This window comes from Streptomyces sp. NRRL WC-3605 (assembly GCF_001509795.1).
In the GTDB taxonomy this organism is placed as follows: Bacteria; Actinomycetota; Actinomycetes; order Streptomycetales; family Streptomycetaceae; genus Streptomyces; species Streptomyces viridochromogenes.
In genome coordinates this window covers 179347-201337 of the sequence record NZ_LLZN01000045.1, presented here as the reverse complement: position 1 = coordinate 201337, position 21991 = coordinate 179347, and the positions used below count along the sequence as shown (strand labels likewise).

The window sequence follows — 21991 nt, the reverse complement described above, 5'->3', positions numbered from 1 at the left end:
GGACAGGTGTCCATGTATGCTGGACACCTGTCCAGGAAACCGAGGGGTGGAGGTCAGTGATGGATACGACGGCGAGCGTCCTGGTCGCGCTGGTGGCGGCACTGCACGTCTACATCCTGGTGCTGGAGATGTTCCTCTGGCAGAAGCGGCCCGGCCGCGACCTGTCCGGCTTCGACGCGGAACTCGCCCGCGCCACCGCGCCCCTGGCCGCGAACCAGGGCCTCTACAACGGGTTCCTGGCCGCCGGACTGGTGTGGGGCCTGATCGCCGACGACCCGACCGGGTTCCAGGTCCGGGTCTTCTTCCTCGTCTGCGTCCTGGTGGCCGGCCTGTACGGAGGCGCCACCGCCAACCGCCGCATCCTCGTCGCCCAGGCCCTGCCCGGCGCCCTCGCGCTCGCCGCGGTCCTCCTGGCCCGGTGACCGGCCCCGAGGGGGACGCACGCGCCGTCCGCACCCGCGCCAGGCTGCGCCGCGCCCTGCTGGACGCCTGCGCCGAACAGCCGCTGGCCGACGTCAGCGTGGCCGCCCTCGTACGGCGGGCCGGTGTCGGCCGGGCCACCTTCTACCTCCACTACGCCGACCTCGAGGCACTCGCGGTGGACGCCTGCGCGGACGTCGTGCGCGACGCGGTGGACGCCCTGCACGCCTGGCGCGGCACCCCCGACCCCGCGTCCCCGCCGCCCGCTCTCCTCGGCTTCTTCGCCGGACTCACCGCCCACACCGGGCTCTACCGGGCGCTGCTCAGCCCGGGCGGTGGAGGCCCCCTGGGCCGGCAGCTCCACCAGGACCTGCGCGCCCGCAGCCGCGGCGAACGCGCCCTCGTCGGCGCGCCCGAGCCGGACCTTGTCGCCTCCGCGGTCGCCTCGGCCTTCACCGGCGTCCTCGCCGACTGGCTGCACGGCCTCGTCCCGGGCGGACCGGACGAGGTGGCCCACCGCGTCTGGCGCCTGCTCATCGCCCTGCACCGCACCCCGCTGCCCTGAGACGCCGGACGGCCCCGGCGGGAAACGCTCCCGCCGGGGCCGCCGGTGTGCTCCGAACCGCTACGGCTTCTCGTCCGTGTGGAGCGCGCTCACCTCCTCGGCGGTGAGCGCCTTGTCGAACGCGTGGACCTCGTCGACGGCACCGTTCCAGAAGTCGGTGTCGTTGCCGCCCCACTGGGCCCGGCCGACCGCGAGGGAACCGGTGCTGGGGTAGGCCGCACCGCCGGTGGCGGACGCGGCCCGCTTCCCGTCGACGTACAGCGTGATCGTGTTGTCGCCGGCGTCGCGGACGCCGACCAGGTGGTACCAGCGGCCCTTCTCCGGGGTCGTCACCAGCCGGGCCCGGCTCTCACCCGGGGTGCTGAAGGCGAACGCCCCCTGCCCGTACTGGAGGTAGAACGGGCTGGCCTGGCGCCGGGTGTCCTGGCTGACCGCCGTGGCGTAGTTGCCCGGCAGCTCGTCCAGCCGCACCCACGCCGACACCGTGTAGCTGCCCGTGGTGTCGAGCACCGGGCCTGCGGTCTCTGCGTACTGCCCCTGGCCGTCGAACTTCAGCGCGCTGCCGCTGACGCCCGGCGTCCAGCTCGTGCCCTCGCTGAGCGTGAGCGGCTTCTTGTTCGGGCCGCTGTCCTTCGCCGTGGTCCCGGTGCCCTCGTCGAGCGACCAGGACCCGCCGCCCTTCAGCGGGAGCCGGTCGCCCGCCGAGGCGCCGGCGGCGATGACCTTCCGGTTGATCTCGCGGACCGGCGCCGGGTCGACCTTGATCTCCCGGCGGTCGTACGTGTAGAGGCCGTTGAGCTCGTTCTCCAGGTCCGTGATCTGCGTGTACACCGAGCCGGACAGCTCGGCCGCGGCCTGGTCCAGGTAGAACTTCTCCGTGTTCTCCACGTACTTGCGGGTCAGCGCCTCCTTGGTGTCGACGCCGCTGTAGATCACGGTCGGGGCGCCCGGCCACATGTGCCCGGGGGAGCGCAGCGTGAAGCCGCCGTGCTCACCGTCCATCGCCGCGCGCTTCGCGTCGGGGAACGGTGGGTCCTCGTTGTTGTAGTCGTGGTGGTCGATGATGTCGCCCTTGCCCGAGTCACCCTTGGAGTTGCAGCAGTTCACACCGCTGTGGGCGTTGACGACACGGGACGGGTCGGCCTCCTTGACCGCCTCGGTGATCCTGCCGGTCTCGGTGCGGTCCCACTCGCCCCAGCCCTCGTTGAAGACGATCCAGCCGATGACGGAGGGCGCGTTGTGGTGCTCCCGCATGATCTCGCGACCCTGGTCGACGAAGGCGGTCCGCCCGGTCTCGTTGGTCAGGTCGCCGGAGACGAAGTCCTGCCAGACCAGCAGGCCGAGCCGGTCCGCGTGGTAGAACCAGCGCGCCGGCTCCACCTTGATGTGCTTGCGCACCGCGTTGAAGCCGAGCTCCTTGTGCGCCTTCAGGTCGAACGCGAGCGCCTCGTCGCTGGGGGCCGTGTACAGGCCGTCGGGCCAGAAGCCCTGGTCGAGGGTGGCCAGGGAGAAGACCGGCTTGCCGTTCAGCACCAGCTTCTGGAAGCCGCCGACCTTCGCCACGCCGATCTCGCGCATACCGAAGTAGCCGCGCACCTTGTCCTTCGAACCGCCGTCGGTGAGCGTGACGTCCAGGTCGTAGAGGTACGGGTCGTCCGGGCTCCACAGGTGCTGGTTGGCCACCGGCAGCCGCAGCTGCCTGCCCGCCGGCCCGCTGACCTTGCCGACGACCTTGCCACGCTTGTCCCGCGCCACGGCCTCGACCCGGGCGCCCGCCGACGCCTTGGCCGACTCCACCGTCACCGCGAGGGTGCCGGAGTCGATGTCCGGGGTGGAGACAACGTTATCGATCGACGCCTTCGCGACCGGTTCCATCCACACCGTCTGCCAGATGCCCGACGACTGGGTGTAGAAGATGCCGCCCGGGTTCCTGGACTGCTTGCCCATCGGCTGGTCGGCGCCACCGGTGTCGGTGACCGCCACCACGATCTCCTGGGGGCCGGAACCCTTGAGCGCGTCGGTGATGTCGGCGCTGAACGCGTCGTAGCCGCCGGTGTGTTCGGCGACCTTCGTGCCGTTGACGTACACCCGTGCCTGGTAGTCGACCGCGCCGAAGTTCAGCTTCAGCCGGTTGTCCTTGCCGCTCTTGCCGACCTTCCAGTCCTTGGGGACGGTGATCATTCGGCGGTAGAACATGTGGTCCTCGTGCCGCTCCAGCCCGGAGAGCTGCGACTCCACCGGGTACGGCACGACGATCTTCTCGCGCAGATCCTTGCCGAACGCGGGCTGCTCACCGGCCTTGGCGCCGCTGAACTGCCAGGTGCCGTTGAGGTTCTTCCACTTGGAGCGCACCTGCTGCGGGCGCGGGTACTCCGGCAGCGGGTTCTTCTTGTCGACCTTGTCGCCCCACTTGGTGGTGAGCCGGTGCGTGGAGGCGTTCTCGGCGTACCGGATCAGCTTCGGGACGGTCTCGCCGCCCGAGGTCAGACCGCCCTCGCCGTCATAACCGACGCGCACCTGCTGGGCCTTCTGGATGGGCTCGGCGAGCGTCACGATCAGGGAGTTGCGGTCGCCGGGGGCCACGGCCACCGACTTCACGGGCATGGCGGTGGTGTCGGCCTCGATCTTCAGGTGGTCCTTGACCGCGCGCAGGTCGCCGACCCTGCCCTCGAAGCGGGCGCGCAGCCTGCGGCCGTCCGCGCCGACGGTCAGCTCCACCGGGTAGGCCTCGAAGCCCTCGGGCGGGGTGAACGCCGAGATGGGCACGAGTTGCTTGGCCAGGCCCGGGCCGGACCAGCGCAGGAACATGTTGGCGCCGCCGAAGTCCTGGAACATCTCCAGCCGGAAGTCGTGCTTCTCCCCGGCGTTCAGGCGGATCTTGGCGCTCGTCTGCTCCTTGTCCCAGTCGGGCTCCCAGTGGTCGATGACCGGCTCGCCGTCGATGAAGAGACGGAAGCCGTTGTCGCCGATGGCGTAGAAGGTGTAGTCGCCGGTGGCCGGTGCCTCGATCTGGCCCGTCCAGCGCGCGGTGGTGTGCTCCGTCCGGCCGGTCAGCTCCTGGAAGGTGCTGGTCAGGCCGGAGAAGTTGATCTGCGGCTCGAGGAGGGTGCCGCCGAGCCGCGCGAAGTCCCGGGCGCCCGGCTCGGACATGGCGAAGTACTCGCCCTTCAGTCCGTGCACGACGACGTCGGACGCCTCGGCGGAGGGGGCCTGAGCGCTGCCGGCGGACTCCGCCGCCGACGCCGTGGCGGCCAGGCCGGTCGGGGGGACGACGAGGGCGGCCGCGGCCAGCAGCGCCCACACTCTGGCGCGTGGGCGGTTGTGTTGTCTTGTCATCGAACCTTTCCTCGCACGGAGGCCGCGGGACCGGTGCCGGTCGTCCGGCGGGCCAGGGGCCCGCGCTGCACGGGTGGGTCGCAAGACCGGCACGGACGCGGTCGGAGCGGCTCTTTCAACGTTGGAAATTCTTGCGACAGCGGAATGACAACACGCGATTCGGACGCCTGTCCAGACCTCGCGCAGCACTCTGTCGCTCCGTCACCACGGCACCCGCCGGACCGACATGAGACTCGGACGGCTCACCGCGCCCCGCGGGCCACCGCGCCCACCGCGGCTTTACGCGCGTCCACGTGGGGGAGTTCAGCCGCAGTCGTACGTGAAGCGGGCGTCCGCCGTCATATGGGCGGGCGAGAGGATCTCCACCTCGGCGCGGGCGGTGCGGCGGCCCTGACCGTCGAAGCTCCAGCGCAGCGTGAGGCGCGCCTGCCGCTGGTCGCGGGCCACCACCTCGCGCAGCACCCCGGAGGCCGTCCCGTCGCTGCGGGTCCACCGGTAGGTGAGGGTGCCCGGCCGGCCGTCCGTCGCCACCACGGCGACGACGTCGGCGGTGCCGTCGCACGGGAGGACCGCGGGACGGGCGGTGACCGCCACGGAGCGCACCTGGACGGACGGCCCGAGCCGCTGCCAGGCGAGGAACGCGAGGACGCAGAACAGCACCAGCACGGGCAGGGCGTGCCGGCGCAGCCGCCGGGGCGCGGGCGCCGGGGGCGGTGGCAGAGCGGGCAGGGTGCGGTGGGTGCGCTGCGCGACGGCGGCGGTGACGCCGGGGCCGAAGCGCAGCACCGTGCCCTCCACGCGGTCCGCTCGCGGCGCCGGCCGGACGAGGGTGCCGTCGGGTTCCGGCTCGGGCCGCTGGATCCAGTGGCTGCCCAGCACGGTGGCGCTGTAGCCGGTGTCCTCCGCGGGCTGCGCGCGGCGCGGGCCGAGGTCGGCCGTCCGGTCCTCGGGCGTGCTCATCGGAGCTCACACTGCCGGGTCAGGAGCTGCTGGCCGGCCGCCCCGCCCGCGGCGGCGGGAGCGGTAGTGGCCTGTACGAACCAGTAGCAGCCACGGTTCTGGAAGGTGTGGTCGACCGGGATCGTGTACCGGGTGGCGCCGCTGCGGGTGAAGGTCTGGGCCGCCCCGTCGGCGGAGCCGGGCAGTCCGGCGAGGTTGCCCGTGGACCAGGAGACGGTCACGGAGACCGGGCCGGTGCCGTCCGTGGTGACGACGACGGTCGCGGTGGCGGTGGTGGGGCCGGTCTGGGTGAGGCCGGACACCGCCACGTCCTTCACGGCGGGCGCGGTGGGAGTCGTGGGCGGAGCGTCGGTCGTCGGCGACGCCGTGCCGCCGGTGTCCGCCGGTGCCGTACTCCCCGTCCCGGTGGGCGAGTCGGTGGCCGGGGCGCTGGTGCCGTCGGTGGTCGTCGTCGGGGTGGGCGACGTGTCCGGCGAGGACGACGCCGAGGGGGACCCGGACGTGGACGCGGACGGACTCGGTGTGCCGGACGCGGACGCCGGCGCGCCGGGCCGGGCGCCGGTCGTGGCGACTGCCTGGGCCGTGTCGCGCGCGGCGTTGTCCGGGGCGAACGGGACCCCGTAGGTCAGCAGCACCCCGAGCAGCACGGCGGCGGCCGACGCGAGCATCCCGGCGCGGCCCGGCAGCCACGCCCGTACGGGGCCGGGGCCGGGCGGCGGGCCGAGCACCGTGCGCGCGACGTCCGTGGTGCCGCGGGCGCCGCCCCGGGCCGAGGGCAGCAGCAGGGGCAGCAGGGCCACCAGCGCCGCGAGCCGGTCGCGTCCGCGGTCCTCCCAGCCCGCCCCGTACGCGGTCCCCGCCACCGTCTCGAGCTCACGGACGAACTCCGCGGCCCGCGCGGGGCGTTGCGCCGGGTCCTTGGCGAGCCCGCGGCGCACCAGCTCCCGTACCGGCTCGGGCGCCTCCTCGGCCGGCACGGGTGCCTCGACGTGCCGCAGCGCCAGTTCGGCGATGTTGTCGCCCGCGTACGGCTTGCGGCCCGTGAGGCACTCGAAGAAGGTGGCGGTGGCCGCGTACACGTCGGCGGCGGGGGAGGCGGGCGCGCCGGTCCACTGCTCGGGCGCCATGTAGGAGGGGGTGCCCGCCACCCCGGCGTCGGTGCCGGCGTCCACGGCGATGCCGAAGTCGACGAGCTTGGACGTCCCGTCCGGCAGCACCAGCACGTTCTCGGGCTTGTAGTCGCGATGGACGACGCCGACCCCGTGCGCGTCGGCCAGTCCGAGCAGCGAGCCCTTGAGGACGACCAGCGCGGCCTCGGGCGTCAGCGGGCCCTCACGGGTCAGCAGGCTCCGCAGCGAGACGCCGTCGACCAGTTCCATCACGATGGCGGCGCCCTGCGGGCTCTCCACGTACTCGTACAGCCCGGTGACGTACGGGCTCTCCAGTCCGCCCAGCAGCCGGGCCTCGGCGCGGAAGTCGTGCACGAATCCCGGCCGTGTGCGCAGGGACTCGCTGAGGTACTTCACCGCGACCGGGACACCGGTCTCCTCGTGGACGGCCAGCACGACCCGTCCGCTCGCCCCCGACCCGAGCTCCAGCGACCCGGTGTATCCGGGCACTTCCCATGTACTCATGCGCGTCCCCCAGGCCGCCCGTCGGCACCGGCGGGCCCTGTCGCCGCCGCACCGGAGCCCCCGGCCGTCGTCCGGCCGCCGTGTCCTGGGCTCAGAGACACATTTTCGGCCGCTGCGGTCGCGTGGCCAGAGCGGACGCCGAGGCGTGCCCCGACCGTGACAAAGCCGTCGCGGACCGACGACATGGCGGGGCCCCCGGCCCGCTCCGCGGATGCTCATGGTCGAACATGTTTGTTGCCGCGGGGAGCGGCAACGCGGTGTCCATGAGCCCATCCAACAACGACACCAACCAGGATTCCGCAACCGCCAAGAAGACGGCCGCCAAGGCACGTCGGGCCACGTCGCGGGCGACCGAGCCGGCCTCCAAGGCCGCGGACAAGGCCGGTGACACGGCGTCGGCCTTCGCGGGCACGGCCGAGCGGACCGCCAAGGTCACCTCCGCCGTCGCCAAGTCGGCTGCCCAGCGTGCCGAGGCCGGACGCAAGACCGTGGTCGCTGCGTCCGGGCAGGCCGTCGCCCTCGCGACGACGGCCTGGACGGTCCTCGCGAACCGCAAGGCCCTCGCCGCCGGAGTCGGCACGGGTCTCGCGGTGCTCGGCGCGTCCTCCTACGCGGCCGGACGGCGCGCGGGGCGACGCACGCTGGGCCCGATCACCCGGCTCACCGGTGGCCGGATCTGATCGCTGAGCCACGCCGGTCCGCAGGACGGGCCGGTCCACCGGCACGGCAGGGCGGCGGCGACCTCGCACCGAAGGCGAGGCGCCGCCGCCCTGCCGTGTGCGGACGGCCGGCACACCCCGCACCCCCTCACCGTCCGTCCCGGGCGGTGCTCTCCGCACCCACCACCCCGAGGTCATGTCCGCCGACCCGCACCCCGCCGCCGCACCACGGCCGCGCCGTGTCCCGGAAGCCTGGCTGCCCGCGCTGCGCCGCACGCCGGTGTCGATGTGGCGCGACGACGTCTCCGACTACGCGGCCGCCCTCACCTACTACGCCATCCTGGCCCTGCTGCCCGCGCTGATGGCCACCGTCGTGGCGTTCAGCCTGATCGGCCCCGACACCGCCGAGGACTTCATCCGGCACGTCACCGCCTACACCCCCGGACAGGCCGGCGGCCAGCTGCACGACGCGCTGGCCCGCACCCTGCGCAGCGGCACCGCCGCCTGGACGCTGCTGGGCGCGGGAGCCGTGAGCGCGCTGTGGTCCGCGAGCAGTTACCTCGCCGTCTTCCGGCGCGCGCTGCACCGGATGCACGGCGTGGCCGACCGGCGTTCGCCCTGGCGCACCGCCCCCCGCATCCTCCTGACGGCCTTCGCCCTGCTCGGGCTCCTCCTGCTCAGCTCGCTGGTGCTGATGCTGTCCGGACCGGTCGCCGAGGCGGCCGGCCGCGCCCTCGCACTGGACGTCATGGCCGCCTGGGCCTGGACCCTGCTGCGCTGGCCGCTGCTCCTGTGCCTGGCGGCCCTGCTGGTGGTCACCGTGTTCCACACCGGCCCCACGCAGGCCCGAACCCGGCACCGCAGCCTGCCCGGTGGCGCCCTTGCCGCCGCCCTGTGGCTGGCCGTGTCGGGCCTCTTCGCCCTCTACACCTCGGCACTGAGCACCTACAGCCGGCTGTACGGCTCCCTCGCGGGCATCGTGGTCTCCCTGATCTGGCTGTGGCTGTCCAACCTGGCCCTGCTCGCAGGAGCCCAGTTCACGGCGGAACTGGGCAGGGCGGAAGACCGCAAGACAGGTGTCGAGGGGCCGAGTTGAGCCTCAGGCGGCCGGTCTCGGGTCGATCCACAGGGCCTCCGACAGCGCGCACAGCTCGCCCGCGGCCGTCGCCAGCGCCACGCCCATCGTGTGTTTGCGGCCGCTCTCCGACAGCAGCCACGCATAGGACACATGCGGCTCGCCCGCCGTCACCGGCCGCAGGACCGTCCCCGTCAGGGAGGCCGTGACCGCGCCAGGCCGCTGGGTTCCCAGGAAGCGGCCCGCCCAGTGCCCCGGACAGTCGAGGGCGCCCCAGACCAGCGCGTCGGGCAGCAGCCCGCCGGGACCGGCGAGCGCGGGGGACGGCGTCCACGCCGTCGCGACCAGATCCCGTCCCGGCACCGGGGAGCAGTACACGCGCAGACCCCGGTCGGGGGAGCGCAGCCCGCAGCCGAAGCAGTCGACCACGGCCTGCGGCGGCTCCGCCCGGAACCGGTCGGCCGCGGCCGACGCCTCCTCCCAGGACGGCGCACGGGGCACGTCGAGCGCCAACTCGGCCGGACGCGCCGTGGCCAGCGGCCGTTCCGACTCGCCCAGCTCCGCGCCGCCGTCGTCCGTCCCGGCCAGCCGGACTGGCTCCTCGACCGGCACCGGCCCACGGAAGTCGACCCGGACGGTCCCCGCCCCGGACGCCCCCGCGAGCACTCCGGCGACGTATCCGCCGAACGCCACCCCGGGATAGCCGGAGTACAACTCGGGCACCACGATCGCGTCACTCGTCGTCATGATCCCCACTTCACCACACGGGTCCGACCGTCACCATTTCTTGATCGTCAATTCACCGTGGACCTGGGAGGATCCCCGCACACGAGAGATCCACCTCGCACGGGTGGAAGGCGAGGGGGAGTCCGGATGACCACGCTCGACGCGTACCAGGACCGCTGCGAGCAGCTGTTCACGGCAGGGGGGAACGCGGCCGTGCGGCGCGCCGCCCAGGAGGGCCTGGACGAGCTCGGCCCCCACCCCGACCTGTACTGCTGGCTGGCCCTCGGGCACGCGGCCGAGGACGAGGACGACCACGACGACCGCGCGGAGGAGGCGTTCCGGGCCGGACTCGCGCTCGACGCCGACCATCTCGGGCTCCTGGCCGGCTATGCCGAACTCTGCCTGCGCGCCGACGGGTTCGACCAGCCCGGCCGGGCAGCCCGCGCCCGCGTCCTCGCCCGGCGCCTCGACGAACTGGCGCCGGAGTCGGCGGAGGCCGAGCAGGTCGCCGCCGCCGAACGCTGGGCGAACCGCAGCTATTGGGACGACCTCAGGATGGGTGTGGCCGCCGCCGTGGTCGCCGGCCACGACACCGAGGGGCAGGCCCGGAATCTCGACGCCGATCTCCGGCAGGGCACGGCGGTGCGGGCGGAGAACACCGTGGACCGCGACGCCATCGTGCGTGCCGCGACCCTGGAGGCGCTGTCCGGCCCCTGGAACGCGCCCGTTCGCTTCCTCGGCCGGCACCGCACGGCCGCCTGGACCGTCTGCGGCATCCTCTGCGTCCTGACCAACACCGTGCTGCGGCAGACCGGAGTCGTCGACTCCTTCAGCCTGTGGGGCGGACTGTGGATCGTGCCGATCTGGATCGTCGACCGCCGCTTCGCCGCCGTCCGCAAGGAGGCGGAGGCCCGGCACATCGCCGCGCTCGAAACGTCCCTGTCCGGGGGACCTTGACCTGCGGACCGGTCAGATCTCCTGTTCGGGCCACCCCAGCAGGCGCGCCCCGATGACCGCCGTCTGCAGGGTGTAGCGGTGCATGGGGTCGGCCGGGTTCGCGCCGGTCAGCTGGTGGATGCGCTCTAGCCGGTAGGTCAGCGCCCGTACGCTGAGCGACAGCCGGCGGGCCGCCTCGGCCGCGGTGCAGCCGCTGTCGAAGTACACCTGGAGGGTGCGCAGCAGCGGCTCCGCCCCGCCGCGGGCGCTCCGCAGCGGCCCCAGCGCGCCCAGCACCAGATCGGCCATGGCCTGCCGGTCGCGGGCCAGCACCGGATAGACGAGCAGGTCGGCGGCGTGCACCACGGGGTCGTCCAGGCCCAGCCGCTCGGCGAGTTGAAGGCTGTTCAGCGCCTCCTCGTAGGAGTGCACGACGCCGCCCGCCCCGGACCGGGGCCGCCCGATGGCCACGCGGCTGCCGTCCGTGGCGGCGTGGGCCTGCTTGGCGAAGTGCAGCAGCACGGCACGGTCGTCGCCGGGCGCGATGCAGACCAACTGGCCGTTCTTCGTGGCGAGCAGGATGTGCCGGTCGCCGAAGCGCGCGATGAGCGCGTTCTCCACCCGCCGGGTCACGGGGTCGGTGTCGTCGTACGCCTGCGGGCCCTCGGCCACGGCCACGGCGTGCTCCCGGGACAGCACCAGCCCGAACCGCTCCGCCCGCTCCGCGAGCCGCCCCAGGTCGCTGCGGCCGTACAGCAGGTCGTCGATGAACTCCCGGCGCGCGGCCTCCTCCTGGCGCACGGCCAGGCGCTGTGCGCGTTCGTAGCCCTCCACGAAGGCATCGACGGCCTGCTCGACGGCCGCCAGCACACTGTCGGAATGACGTGCGGGCGTCGGCCAGTCCTCCCGGGTCGCCCGGAGGTGCGCGCGGACCAGGGCACGCAGCGTGTGCCCGTGGTCGGCGGCCTGTTCGCCGAGGGCCCGCCGGGACTCGATCTCGTCCCGGGTCGGTCTGCGCCCGGTGCCGGCGACGTCCGCGAGGATCTCCGCGTACCCCTTCAGATACGGCCTCATCGTCTCCGGCTCACTCACGCCCCCGCCTCTCCGTCCGACACGCCGCTACCGGCCGGTTGACGGCCGTCGGCATGCAGACCCTAGTGAACTCTGCCGGGAACCGGCAATGCGGAAGGAGCTGTTCCCGCGGCATCATGGCTTGCGGGGAGCACCACGGATGGTTGCGGTGCCGAGGTTCTGCCGGATCTCGGCAGGGTCCCGGCACCGCAACCACTGCTCGCCCGTGCCCGGTCAGTTCGGGTGCCAGCGCACCAGCATGATCGTGGCGTCGTCGTGCAGCCGGTGGTTCTCGTGCAGGTTGCGGATGAGCCGGCGCAGGGTCTCCGGAGGGTTGTTCCCGGCCGCCATGGACCGGATGACGGTGTCGGTCAGCCGCTGTTCGCCGAAGAGCGTGCCGTCCTTCGTCCGGGCCTCCGTCACGCCGTCGCTGTAGAGCAGCACGCGGTCGCCGGGCTGGAGCCGGACGCGGTACTCGGCGGGCGCCGCCGCCGGGCCGAGGCCCAGCCCGAGGGGGAGGTGCGCGGGGAACTCCAGCGTCTGCGGCACGACATGGCCCTCGCGGATCAGCAGAGGGGCCGGATGCCCGCAGTTGATCCAGCTGAACTGTCCGGTGGTGATGTCGAGTTGGGCGATGACGGCGGTCAGCAGCCGGTCGGGGAGCCACTCGCTGAGGGTCGAGTCGATGGTGGTGGCGATGTCGGAGAGGGTGCCGCCGGCGCGGCGGGTGGCACGGCACGCGCCCAGGGCGACCGCGCTGGCGCCGCCGGAGGCCAGGTCGTGGCCCATGGCGTCCAGCAGGGCGAGGTGCAGCAGCCCGTCGCCGATGCTGTGGTCGAAGGCGTCGCCGCCGGCGTCGTAGGCCGGTTCGAGGATGGCGGTGGACGTGACGTGTTCCGTGCCGATGGTGCGCGGCGGCACGAAGGCCCACAGCAGCTCGGCCTGGGTGGTCATGGTGCGGGTGCGAGTCTGCGTGATGAGGAGTTCGTCGTGCGCCGACTTCGACCTCACGAGCAGTGTCGTGAGGTCCGCGAGGGCCTCGCAGGACTCCATCAGGTCGTCGTGCAGCCGGGGCGCGGTGGCCCGCAGGACGCCCACCCGCTCCATGCCGTCGATCAGCGGCGCCCAGGCGGTGCACGCGTCACGGGAGCGCTGCACCTGCTGGGTCCGGTAGGCGAGACCGGCCATCGAGCCCTCGATCTCGAAGGCGGTGACCGCCGCGGGGCCGGGGTGTGGCATGGGGACCAGCCGGTTCTGCTGCAGGTCGGCCAGGTACACCTGGGTGCTCGACAGGCCGAGCTGCTGACCGGCCGTGTCGATCAGCGCGGGGAGGTCCGCCGCGGTGACGTGGCGGGCACGCGCTATGAGGCGGGACAGGACCGCATCCAGGTTCGCCACAGCCCCTCCGTTCCGCCGGGTCCGCGTCCCTGTGAGCTGTCCGCTCCGTCGGGTGTGGCCGGGCCCGCCCGCACGCGCCGGTGCCTTCTCATGTTCCTCGGCGGGCGCGCTCCATGCAGCCCGGGATGTATACCGGTGTCGCGCGTTCGGCCGTACGTCCGTGGATTGCTCCACACGGGGGACTTCGACGGTGTTACAGGTGTAAATCGTTCACCATGGGGCACTTGGGGTTCAGCTCGGCGCGATCGGCGCCGGGCTCCGGTGTGTGGTGCCGGCACTCAGCCTGCTCGTCGCGGTGACCCCGCGGGGGTCCGGGCTGCGTGCGCACAGAGGGGACTTGCCATGATCCTGCCGTCCGAGAAGGAACTGCGTGCCGCGCTGGCCCGCTTCGCCGAGGTGCGCTTCACGCACGACGTGCACCCCACAGTCGACAGCGGCCGCGCCCTCGAGGACGCCACGTACACGCTCTGCGTCATGGTCGGGACCCGCACGGTCGCCGAGGCGCTGGCGGCGGCGGACGTGCTGCTCCAGCGGTTCGGCGCCGACCGCAAGGCCGCGGTGAACCAGGAGGACAAGACCCTGGCGGCCTGACGGACGGGCCTTCCCGGCCGCCGCGATCACGACGACCACGACGGGCACGGCGCCGCGCGCGCCGTGCCCGCTTTGTCTGCCCCCAGCGCCCTCCGGTGCCGATGCCGGGGCCGGCCGGGAATGGGCGGACCCCGCCCCGTGTTCCTCCGCACGGCTCCGAAATCTGCTCGGCGCCGCCCCAAATCCGCTGGTCCGCTTCATCGGAGGGGCCGGGAATGAAAGGGCAGGTTCGGTGGTTGAACCCACTGTCTGACATGCTCGAGTCAGTCGGCTCGTGTGCGGACGGAAAGGAAGCACCCCCATGGCACGCAGCACCGCACGTCCCGTCGTGAAGCTGAGGTCGACGGCCGGCACCGGCGTCACGTACGTGACCCGCAAGAACCGTCTCAACGACCCCGACCGGCTGGTCCTGCGCAAGTACGACCCGGTCGCCGGCGCGCACGTCGAGTTCCGCGAGGAGCGCTGACGTCCGCGTCCCACCGCACCACGGCAGACCTCCGGTGAAAGGACATCCCATGAGGCACGGCATCCATCCCGACTCCCGTCCCGTCGTCTTCCGCGACCGCGCGTCGGGGCACGCCTTCCTGACCCGCTCCACCCTCGACTCCACCCGGACGATCGAGTGGGAGGACGGCCGGACCTACCCGCTGGTGGACGTCGAGACCTCCTCGGCGAGCCACCCGTTCTACACCGGTACCTCGCGCGTCATGGACACCGCCGGACGCGTCGAGCGCTTCGAGCGGCGCTACGGCCGTACCGCCGCCGCCCGCTGACGAGGGACACACCGGTCCGTCGAGTCCGAGAGGAGACCACGATGAAGGTGCGCAACTCACTGCGCTCGCTGAAGGCCAAGCCCGGCGCCCAGGTGGTGCGCCGCCGCGGCGTGACGTACGTGATCAACAAGAAGGACCCGCGCTTCAAGGCCCGCCAGGGCTGAGCGCAGGGGGCCCACGGCATCGGCCCGGCATCCGCGTCCGCGCGGGTGCCGGGCCGTCGTCATGACAGGGTCCCTCAGAACCGGGGGGCCGGGGCCTGGCTCTCCACCATCTCGGCGGCCTCCCGGGCCGTCGCGACCGACGGAGGGGATCCGGCGAGCGGCTGCCGTGCCGTCTCCTTGGTGAACGCCACCGCGACCACACCGACGAGCGCCGCGCCCATCGCGTAGTAGGCGGGCATGAGGTCGCTCCCGGTCGCCGAGATCAGGGCGGTGATCACCAGCGGCGTCGTGCCGCCGAACAGGGACGCGGACAGGTTGTAGCCGACGGACAGGGAGCCGTAGCGGACCTGGGTCGGGAACAGCGCGGGCAGGGTCGCCGACATGGTGCCCAGCAGGCACACCAGCGACAGGCCCAGCATCAGCATGCCGGCCGACACCGCGACCAGGCTGCCCTGCCTGACCAGCAGGAACGACGGCAGCGACAGGACGAGGAAGCCGAGCATCCCCGCCATGAGCAGCGGCTTGCGGCCCACCCGGTCGCTGAGCCTGCCCACCTGGTTGATGACCAGCATCAGGACCACCATGGTCGCGATGAGGATCAGCAGGCCGTGTGTCTCCGAGTAGCCCATCTCGTCCGACAGGTACGTCGGCATGTACGACAGGAGCATGTAGTCGGTGATGTTGTAGGCGCCGACGAGGCAGATGCACAGGATCAGCGCCGGCCAGTACTGCCGGAAGATCTTCTTCAGGTCTCCGGTGGCCGTCGTCTCCACGCTGGAGGCGGCCTCGGAGGCATGGTGCATGGACTCGTCCTCGAGCTTCTGGAACGCGGGCGTCTCGTCCAGCTTCAGCCGCAGATAGAGGCCCACCAGCCCGATGGGCCCGGCCACCAGGAACGGCACCCGCCAGCCCCAGGACTCCATGCCGCCGCTGCCCAGCGCCGACGTCAGGATCGTCACCAGCCCGGCGGCGCCCACGTATCCGGCGAGCGTTCCCAGCTCCAGGAAGCTGCCGAAGAAGCCACGCCGCTTGTCGGGCGCGTACTCGGCGATGAACGTCGACGCGCCGCCGTACTCGCCGCCGGTCGAGAAGCCCTGCACCAGCCGGAAGAAGATCAGCAGCACCGGCGCCCAGAAGCCGATCGTGGCGTACGACGGGATCAGGCCGATCGCGAAGGTGCCGATCGCCATGAGGATCATCGTCAGCGCGAGGACCTTCTTGCGTCCGATCTTGTCGCCCATCGGCCCGAAGACCATGCCGCCGATGGGGCGCACCAGGAACGACACCGCGAAGGTCGCGAACGACGACAGCAGCTGCACGGTGTCGTTGCCGGACGGGAAGAAGACGTGGCCGAGGGTGACCGCGAGATAGCTGTAGATCCCGAAGTCGAACCACTCCATGGCGTTGCCGAGGGAGGCGGCCTTCACCGCCCGCTTCACCGCCGCCTCGTCGGTGACGGTGATGTCCGTACGCCGGAGCGGAGGGTTCCGGCGCCGCTTCACCGCCCTGAAGAGCGTGCGATGACGCCGGACGGCCCCCGGATCGGTATCGGCCTCGACCAGGTCCGAGTCGCTGACCGCCATGAGGGTCCTTTCTGCCGAGCGCTGATGTGCAGACCCTCGCCTGCTCGCCCGCGCCGCCCGCAAACACGGCGACCGCCCGATGTCGTCGCCGTCACGGCGGCACCCGATCGGGTACCCCGCCGGACCCGCGCCTTTCCTCCCGTCCTGGCATCCGCCTCGTGGATCACCCGAACGGACCCGCCCGCGACCTGCGCGGACGACGACGTCAGGGCCGCGCCCCGCGGTCCGCGTCGCTGTCCTGGCGGAGCCGGTCGGCGTGGCTGGTGAGGTCGTCGATCCGGGTGGCGAGTCGCGGGTGGCGGGCGCGCAGATGCGGCTCGGCGTCCGTCAGGGGCGCCAGCAGCAGTGCCGCGTCGTCGTCGGCCAGGGCGTGGGCGAGCCGCCGCAGCGGGGGGAGGGCGGACTCCGGCAGATCGGGCAGCGCGGTGATCTGACCGGCGAGGCCGCGCAGCTCGCCGGCCTTGCTGCGGGCCCACGCCGTCACCTTGCGGTCGGCGGCGCGCCGGTCGCGCGTGGCCTTGACGCGGTCCTCCCGGGTGCCGCCGTCACCGCCGGGGCGTCCCCGCAGATAGCGCCGCTCGGCGGCCTGGCGGCTCGCGACGCCGAGGGGGCTCGCGAGGTCGGCCCAGCTGGCGCCGGCCGCGCGGGCAGCCTCGATGAGGCCCGTCTCCCAGTGCGCGAGCTGGTGCCGTACGTCGCGCAGCAGCACCAGGACGGCCAGCGCCTGCTCCGGAGTGGGCGGGGTGTCGCCCACGGCGCCCTCCGGGGCGGCCCGCGCGGCACGCACCGCTTCCGTCATGGCGTGCAGTGCCGTCTCCGCCGCCAGGAAGGACGCCGGGGGGCAGTCGTCGGGTCGCTCGTCGGACGTCGGCACGGCCCTCCTCCTTCATTCGTCGTCAGGTCGTCATCATTCCATTGACATCAGGTTTGTCATCGTTCCGATGACATGCTACAACGGAGTCAGGTGAAGCGCATTGGCAGCACGTACTGCCCGACGCACAGGAGGTGTTCCGCGGATGTTGATGCGCACCGACCCCTTCCGTGAACTGGACCGGCTCGCCGGGCAGGTCCTCGGTACGTCCGGCACCTGGTCGCGCCCGGCCGTGATGCCGATGGACGCCCGTCGTGAAGGCGACGTCTACGTGATCGAGCTGGACGTCCCCGGGGTGAGCCCGGACGCGATCGACGTCCACGTCGAACGGAACATGCTGACCGTCCAGGCCGAGCGTCGGCCGAGCGCCTCGGACGACGTCCGGATGGAGCTGTCCGAGCGGCCGCTGGGCGTCTTCTCCCGCCGCGTGATGCTCGCCGACACGCTGGACACGGAGAACATCGAGGCCGAGTACGACGCCGGGGTGCTGACCCTGCGCGTCCCGATCGCGGAGCGCGCCAAGCCGCGCAAGATCGCCGTCGGCGAGTCGTCGCGGCGCAAGGAGCTCTCCGCCTGATCGGCGCTCGATCGGCGACGCCTGTCGCCGCCGTACGCTCCGCGTGAACCGCACGGCCGCTTACGGATTCGTACGACCGCGTACGGACCCGCGCCGGGGCCGCCGGCGAGGCGGGCCGCCCCTCGGCGCACACCTGGCACCCGGGCGCGGCGGGCGCGTCCGCGGGCAGGCCCTCACGACCCGGACGCGCCCGCCCCTGCCCCTCTCCTGCCCCCTTCCTGCCCACGGCCGGGACGACCGGCGCGCGAAGCGGTCCCGAACCGTTCGGACGCCCTGCCCCCGGTCCCGCGACCCACCCCGCGACGTGCGCGCGCGGGGACATCCGCGCACGTGCGATGCCGCCCGCCCGTCGACGGCGACGGCCCTCGGCCCCGGCCGCATGTGCGGGCCCACCCCTGCTCCGCCGACACGAAAGGCATGCCACCCGACATGACCGCGCAGCTCCACGACCGTCGCGACGCCACGATGACCTACGACGCCCTGCTGGCGAAGGTGCGCTACGAAGGCGCCTACCCCACCCGGGAGAGGGCCGAGGAGGTGACCCTTCAGGTCCTCGCCGCGCTGGGCCGCCAGCTCACCGGCGACGAACGCGTCGACCTGGCCGCCCGGCTGCCGCTGCCGGCCGCCCTGGAGTTCACCGGCCAGGTGCCCGCCACCGAGCAGTCGACCGGCTGGGGCTTCGTGAAGGACCTGGCGCGGCGGACCGGCACCAGTCCCGCGGTCGCCCGCTGGAACACCGGCACCGTCTTCAACGTCCTCGCGCACCTGACCGGCCCCGACCTCGTGGACCGCATCCTCGACCAGCTTCCCGAGGGCTACGCCCTGCTCTTCGGACGCCCCGAGCTCCAGCCGCGCCGGCGCCGGGAACGCCAGGCCGCCTGAGCCGGACGGCCCGCCCGGGAGGGGTCCCGGACCCCACGAATTCGTCAAGGTGTTCCATTTGTGGAGGGCGACAGGTTAGGGTCATTCCGAACGATCTTGTACGGAGGTGTGTCGGGATGGACGACACTGTGCCCGCCCGCCGGGGCCGCCCCCCGGGTCCCCGCACCCCGGCGGGGGAGTTGACGAACCGCCAGGCGGCCATCGTCCGTTTCATCACCGAGACCGTCGAACGGCAGGGATACCCGCCGTCCATGCGGGAGATCGGCCAGGCCGTCTCCCTCGCCAGCACCTCCTCCGTCGCGCACCAGCTCATGGCGCTCGAACGCAAGGGCGTCCTCTACCGCGACCCGCACCGCCCCCGCGCCTATCAGGTACGGCCCTCCTGGGCGCCCGACCTCGGCACCACCGGCACCGCCCCCGTCGAGGTGCCCCTGGTGGGCCGTATCGCCGCCGGCGCGCCCCTGCTCGCCGCCGAGATGATCGAGGACGTCTACACGCTGCCCCGCCAAGTCGTCGGCGACGGCGACCTGTTCGCCCTCACGGTGTCCGGCGACAGCATGATCGAGGCCGCGATCTGCGACGGCGACATCGTCACCGTCAAACGGCAGGACAGCGCCGACCACGGCGACATCGTCGTCGCCCTCCTGGACGACGAGGCCACGGTCAAGGTGCTGCGCCGCCAGGACGGACGGGTGTGGCTCATGCCGCGAAACCCCGCCTACGAGCCGATTCCCGGCGACGACGCCCGCATCCTCGGCAAGGTGGTCGGCGTTCTGCGCCTGCTCTGACCATCCGCAGCCGGGCGCGTCTGTGGTACAAATGGAGTTCGGCCTTCTGGGCCACTCGGTCGGTTGTTGGGGAAACAGCAGCCTCACCACGGCACGACCCCACTCGTCCATCATCGACCCGACCGCAGCACCTCGTCCGTCGCGTGCCTGTGCACGCCGGACGGCTTAGCGGCCCACCACTGACATGCGCGTCATGCGAGCGTGTTCGAGGGCCGAGGTCGCATCGTCCTGTGCCGCGTCGCACGGCGGGAATGAGGAGCGACCATGACCGACATCGACGGATTCGTCCTAGCGGACTCCGCGGTCCCACCACGCCCGCCCAGCCGCTCCCTGTCCGAACTGGAGCGGCTGGCGCTCCTGGCCGACACCACCGCCCAGCTGATCTCCAACAACGACGTGGACGAGGCGCTGCGCCGGGTCGTGCAGCTCGTCCTGCCCCGGCTCGCCGACTGGGCTGTCATCGACCTGATCACCGACACGGCCGACGTCTCCCGGCATCTGGTGATCCAGGCCGGGCCCGCGGGTCTCGTCGAACGCGAGGACCTGCAGGGCCCCATGCCGCCCGTCTCCGAGTCGTCCCCCATGCCGCTCTCCCGAGCCCTGCGCGGTGTGTCCTCGAACCTGGCGGGACCCGAGACCTACCAGGGGCCTCCCGACAGCGGCATCGCCGTCGAGCAGCGCCGACTGTTCCGGGTGGCCGGGATCAAGGCCGCCGCCATCGCCCCGATCCGCGGACCCCGCGAGGTCGTCGGCGCCATCACCCTCGGCCGTTCCGACCGGCCCCGGGTCTTCACCACCGCCGACCTCGCCCTGCTCCAGGACATAGGGCGGCGCATCGGCCTGGCCCTGGAGAACGCCCGGCACTTCCAGCGGCAGCGCCAGGTCGCCGAGACCATGCAGCGCTACCTGCTGCCCCAACTGCCGCGCCTGCCCGGCGTGAAGATGACCGCGCGCTACCAGTCGGCGCCCGACGCCTCGTACGTCGGAGGCGACTGGTACGACGCCTTCCCGCTGCCCTCCGGGGACACGGCCCTGGTCATCGGCGACGTCGTCGGCCACGACCTGGAGGCGGCCGCCGGAATGGCCCAACTGCGCAACATGCTGCGCGCGTTCACATGGTCCCAGGACCGCCCCACGCACCACACCGTCCAGCAGCTCAACGACGCCATGCGGCAGATCACCGACGTCCGGATGACGACGATGGTCCTCGCCCGGCTCGCCGTCGACACCGCCGGCACCTGGACACTGCGCTGGACCAGCGCCGGCCACCCCCCGCCGCTCCTCATCGGCCCCGACGGCCTGACCCGCTACCTCACCGAGGCCAACGGCATGCTCCTCGGGATGCCGTCACCCCGGCCGAGAACCGAGGCCCGGCTCACCCTCCCGCCGCAGTCCACCCTCGTGCTCTACACGGACGGCCTCGTCGAGGCCCGCCGCCAGTCGCTGGACGCCGGCCTGGAGAACCTGCGCCGGCACGCCGCCTCGCTCGTCCACCACGACCTGGACGACTTCGCCGACCAGCTGCTGCGACGCACCCGGCCCCACGACAACGACGACGACGTCGCCCTGCTCGTGCTGCGTCTGCCCTCGTGACCGGGGCCCGCCCGCCCCTCCGTGGCAGGATGGCGGCATGGAACGAGTGCTCGGCGTCGGCGGATACGTCCAGCGGGCCGCTGATCCGGCGGCCCTGACCGCCTGGTACCGCGACTGCCTCGGCCTGGACGCCGACGACGACGGCCTGTGGCGGCAGCAGACCGGCCCGACGGTGTTCGCCGCCTTCGACTCCGGGAACGACCACTTCGGATCCCGCTCCCAGGGCACCATGCTCGGCTTCCGGGTCCGCGACCTCGACGCGGTGCCGGACCAGCTGAGCGCCGAGGGAGCCGACGTGACCGGGGAGACGCAGGACATGGCCGGCGTCGGCCGCTTCGGCCGGGTCACCGACCCCGAGGGCAACCGCGTCGAGCTCTGGCAGCCCGCCTGACCGCCGACGGGTGAGCCCTGATGCCCCGCGGGTATCACAGACGCCGAAACAGGTCTTGGACGCGGCTCCGCCCCCGGACGCAGGCTGGTCGACGTAGCCACCCGGCACGACGACGAGACAGGAACCACGACCATGAAGACCTTCCTCACCGGCGGATCCGGATACATCGGCAAGGCCACGATCAGCGCGCTCGTCCGTCACGGACACACCGTGGAGGCGCTGGCGCGCACCGACCGGTCCGCCGACACCGTCCGCGCCCTCGGGGCGACGCCCGTCCGCGGCGGGCTGGGCGACCTCGACGTCCTCAACCGCGCCGCGGCCCGCGCCGAGGCGGTCATCCACCTCGCCCAGGCCACCACCGGCGCCGAGGACCTCGCCGCCGCCACCGCCCTCCAGGACGGCATCGGCAGCGGACCCTACCTCCACACCGGCGGCACCTGGGTGTACGGCGACACCGACGGCGTCGCCGACGAGACCGCCCCCTGGAACCCGCCGTCCATCGTCGCCTGGCGCCGGCCCGTCGAGGAGGCCGTGCTCGCCCGCGCCCAGCAGGGCGGCCGCCCCGTCGTGATCCGCCCCGGACTGCTGTACGGCGGCGAGAACCGCCTGATCGACATGTTCTACGGCACCCCCGGCAAGGCGGCCGGAGCCGTCCCCTGCATCGGCGACGGCGCCAACCACTGGCCGCTCGTCCACATCGACGACATCGCCGAGCTGTACGTCGCCGCGCTGCGCGCCGCGCCGGGCGCCGTGTACGTCGGGGTGGGCGGCACCGACCCCACGGCCAAGGAGTGCTCCCTGGCCGTGGCGCACGCGGCCGGCCTCGACGGCAAGACCGTGACGCTCACCCTGGACGAGGCCCGCGCCCAGATGGGCCCCATCGCGGATGCCTTCGCCCTGGACCAGCGGTTCACGCCCGCACGAGCCCAGGCGGAGCTCGGCTGGGTCCCGGCCCACACCGACCCGCTGTCCGTCCTCGCCGGACGGTGACCTGAACG

23 protein-coding genes are annotated in these 21991 nt (G+C 72.9%); 15 read left to right on the top strand and 8 right to left on the bottom strand.

What is annotated here, in order from left to right:
• The first annotated feature begins 59 nt into the window (after window positions 1-59).
• Together ADL34_RS10990 and ADL34_RS10985 are read left to right on the top strand one after the other, a co-directional pair.
• Window positions 60-422 carry a DUF1304 domain-containing protein gene (locus ADL34_RS10990; protein WP_062672397.1) on the top strand — a complete coding sequence of 121 codons (363 nt, stop codon included), beginning with the start codon at window positions 60-62 and terminating at the stop codon, window positions 420-422.
• On the top strand, window positions 419-985 hold the full coding sequence (locus ADL34_RS10985) for a TetR/AcrR family transcriptional regulator (protein WP_062672399.1): 567 nt from the start codon (window positions 419-421) through the stop codon (window positions 983-985). The genes ADL34_RS10990 and ADL34_RS10985 overlap by 4 nt, the downstream gene beginning before the upstream one ends.
• Before the next feature lie 60 nt (window positions 986-1045).
• Here the strand turns inward: ADL34_RS10985 and ADL34_RS10980 are convergent, their stop codons facing one another.
• From ADL34_RS10980 to ADL34_RS10970, 3 genes are all read right to left on the bottom strand, one after another.
• Entirely contained in the window at window positions 1046-4321 is a 3276-nt protein-coding gene (locus ADL34_RS10980) for a glycoside hydrolase family 2 (protein ID WP_062672401.1), read from the bottom strand.
• A 303-nt stretch (window positions 4322-4624) separates the two neighbouring features.
• The gene (locus ADL34_RS10975; protein ID WP_062672403.1) at window positions 4625-5281 is read right to left on the bottom strand and encodes a hypothetical protein; all 657 of its coding nucleotides are present in this window, start codon (window positions 5279-5281) and stop codon (window positions 4625-4627) included.
• The gene (locus ADL34_RS10970; RefSeq protein WP_062672406.1) at window positions 5278-6915 is read right to left on the bottom strand and encodes a serine/threonine-protein kinase; all 1638 of its coding nucleotides are present in this window, start codon (window positions 6913-6915) and stop codon (window positions 5278-5280) included. Before ADL34_RS10970 ends, ADL34_RS10975 begins: the two co-directional genes overlap by 4 nt.
• A 263-nt stretch (window positions 6916-7178) precedes the next feature.
• Between ADL34_RS10970 and ADL34_RS10965 the strand changes: the two genes are divergently transcribed.
• Both ADL34_RS10965 and ADL34_RS10960 read left to right on the top strand, forming a co-directional pair.
• Entirely contained in the window at window positions 7179-7595 is a 417-nt protein-coding gene (locus ADL34_RS10965) for a hypothetical protein (RefSeq protein WP_234374989.1), read from the top strand.
• Between the two features lie 175 nt (window positions 7596-7770).
• Window positions 7771-8670, top strand: coding sequence for a YihY/virulence factor BrkB family protein (locus ADL34_RS10960; protein ID WP_062672409.1), 900 nt, complete (start codon window positions 7771-7773; stop codon window positions 8668-8670).
• A gap of 3 nt (window positions 8671-8673) precedes the next feature.
• Here the strand turns inward: ADL34_RS10960 and ADL34_RS10955 are convergent, their stop codons facing one another.
• Window positions 8674-9396 (bottom strand): hotdog fold domain-containing protein, encoded by a 723-nt coding sequence (locus ADL34_RS10955; protein WP_062672411.1) that lies wholly within the window; start codon window positions 9394-9396, stop codon window positions 8674-8676.
• 126 nt (window positions 9397-9522) lie between these two features.
• Here ADL34_RS10955 and ADL34_RS10950 point away from each other — a divergent pair, with 126 nt between their 5' ends.
• On the top strand, window positions 9523-10332 hold the full coding sequence (locus ADL34_RS10950) for a hypothetical protein (protein WP_062672413.1): 810 nt from the start codon (window positions 9523-9525) through the stop codon (window positions 10330-10332).
• Window positions 10333-10344: 12 nt separating this feature from the next.
• On the opposite strand, the gene ADL34_RS10945 is transcribed toward ADL34_RS10950, so the two are convergent.
• Window positions 10345-11385 carry a PucR family transcriptional regulator gene (locus ADL34_RS10945; protein WP_107115723.1) on the bottom strand — a complete coding sequence of 347 codons (1041 nt, stop codon included), beginning with the start codon at window positions 11383-11385 and terminating at the stop codon, window positions 10345-10347.
• A gap of 231 nt (window positions 11386-11616) precedes the next feature.
• Complete coding sequence (locus ADL34_RS10940; protein WP_062672417.1) at window positions 11617-12780, bottom strand: PP2C family protein-serine/threonine phosphatase; 1164 nt, start codon at window positions 12778-12780, stop codon at window positions 11617-11619.
• A gap of 342 nt (window positions 12781-13122) precedes the next feature.
• Here ADL34_RS10940 and ADL34_RS10935 point away from each other — a divergent pair, with 342 nt between their 5' ends.
• The 4 genes from ADL34_RS10935 (at window position 13123) to ykgO (ending at window position 14308) form a co-directional block, all read left to right on the top strand.
• On the top strand, window positions 13123-13371 hold the full coding sequence (locus tag ADL34_RS10935) for a DUF5133 domain-containing protein (protein WP_062672419.1): 249 nt from the start codon (window positions 13123-13125) through the stop codon (window positions 13369-13371).
• Window positions 13372-13672: 301 nt separating this feature from the next.
• Window positions 13673-13837 carry a 50S ribosomal protein L33 gene (gene rpmG, locus ADL34_RS10930; protein WP_062672420.1) on the top strand — a complete coding sequence of 55 codons (165 nt, stop codon included), beginning with the start codon at window positions 13673-13675 and terminating at the stop codon, window positions 13835-13837.
• Between the two features lie 49 nt (window positions 13838-13886).
• Window positions 13887-14144 (top strand): type B 50S ribosomal protein L31, encoded by a 258-nt coding sequence (locus ADL34_RS10925; protein WP_062672422.1) that lies wholly within the window; start codon window positions 13887-13889, stop codon window positions 14142-14144.
• A 41-nt stretch (window positions 14145-14185) separates the two neighbouring features.
• Window positions 14186-14308, top strand: a complete 123-nt coding sequence (gene ykgO, locus ADL34_RS10920; RefSeq protein WP_062672424.1) for a type B 50S ribosomal protein L36 — start codon at window positions 14186-14188, stop codon at window positions 14306-14308.
• A gap of 74 nt (window positions 14309-14382) precedes the next feature.
• On the opposite strand, the gene proP is transcribed toward ykgO, so the two are convergent.
• Complete coding sequence (gene proP, locus ADL34_RS10915; RefSeq protein ID WP_062672426.1) at window positions 14383-15891, bottom strand: glycine betaine/L-proline transporter ProP; 1509 nt, start codon at window positions 15889-15891, stop codon at window positions 14383-14385.
• A 205-nt stretch (window positions 15892-16096) separates the two neighbouring features.
• On the bottom strand, window positions 16097-16765 hold the full coding sequence (locus tag ADL34_RS10910) for a hypothetical protein (RefSeq protein WP_062672428.1): 669 nt from the start codon (window positions 16763-16765) through the stop codon (window positions 16097-16099).
• A 142-nt stretch (window positions 16766-16907) separates the two neighbouring features.
• Between ADL34_RS10910 and ADL34_RS10905 the strand changes: the two genes are divergently transcribed.
• From ADL34_RS10905 to ADL34_RS10880, 6 genes are all read left to right on the top strand, one after another.
• On the top strand, window positions 16908-17339 hold the full coding sequence (locus ADL34_RS10905; protein WP_062672430.1) for an Hsp20/alpha crystallin family protein: 432 nt from the start codon (window positions 16908-16910) through the stop codon (window positions 17337-17339).
• A 429-nt stretch (window positions 17340-17768) separates the two neighbouring features.
• Window positions 17769-18221, top strand: coding sequence for a DUF2267 domain-containing protein (locus ADL34_RS10900; RefSeq protein ID WP_062672432.1), 453 nt, complete (start codon window positions 17769-17771; stop codon window positions 18219-18221).
• 116 nt (window positions 18222-18337) lie between these two features.
• A complete protein-coding gene (gene lexA, locus ADL34_RS10895; protein ID WP_062672434.1) occupies window positions 18338-19009 on the top strand; it encodes a transcriptional repressor LexA in 672 nt (223 codons plus the stop codon).
• A 264-nt stretch (window positions 19010-19273) separates the two neighbouring features.
• Entirely contained in the window at window positions 19274-20602 is a 1329-nt protein-coding gene (locus tag ADL34_RS10890; RefSeq protein ID WP_062672436.1) for a PP2C family protein-serine/threonine phosphatase, read from the top strand.
• 37 nt (window positions 20603-20639) lie between these two features.
• The gene (locus tag ADL34_RS10885; RefSeq protein WP_062672438.1) at window positions 20640-20993 is read left to right on the top strand and encodes a VOC family protein; all 354 of its coding nucleotides are present in this window, start codon (window positions 20640-20642) and stop codon (window positions 20991-20993) included.
• A gap of 132 nt (window positions 20994-21125) precedes the next feature.
• The gene (locus tag ADL34_RS10880) at window positions 21126-21983 is read left to right on the top strand and encodes an NAD-dependent epimerase/dehydratase family protein (RefSeq protein WP_062672439.1); all 858 of its coding nucleotides are present in this window, start codon (window positions 21126-21128) and stop codon (window positions 21981-21983) included.
• The last annotated feature ends 8 nt before the right edge of the window (window positions 21984-21991 follow it).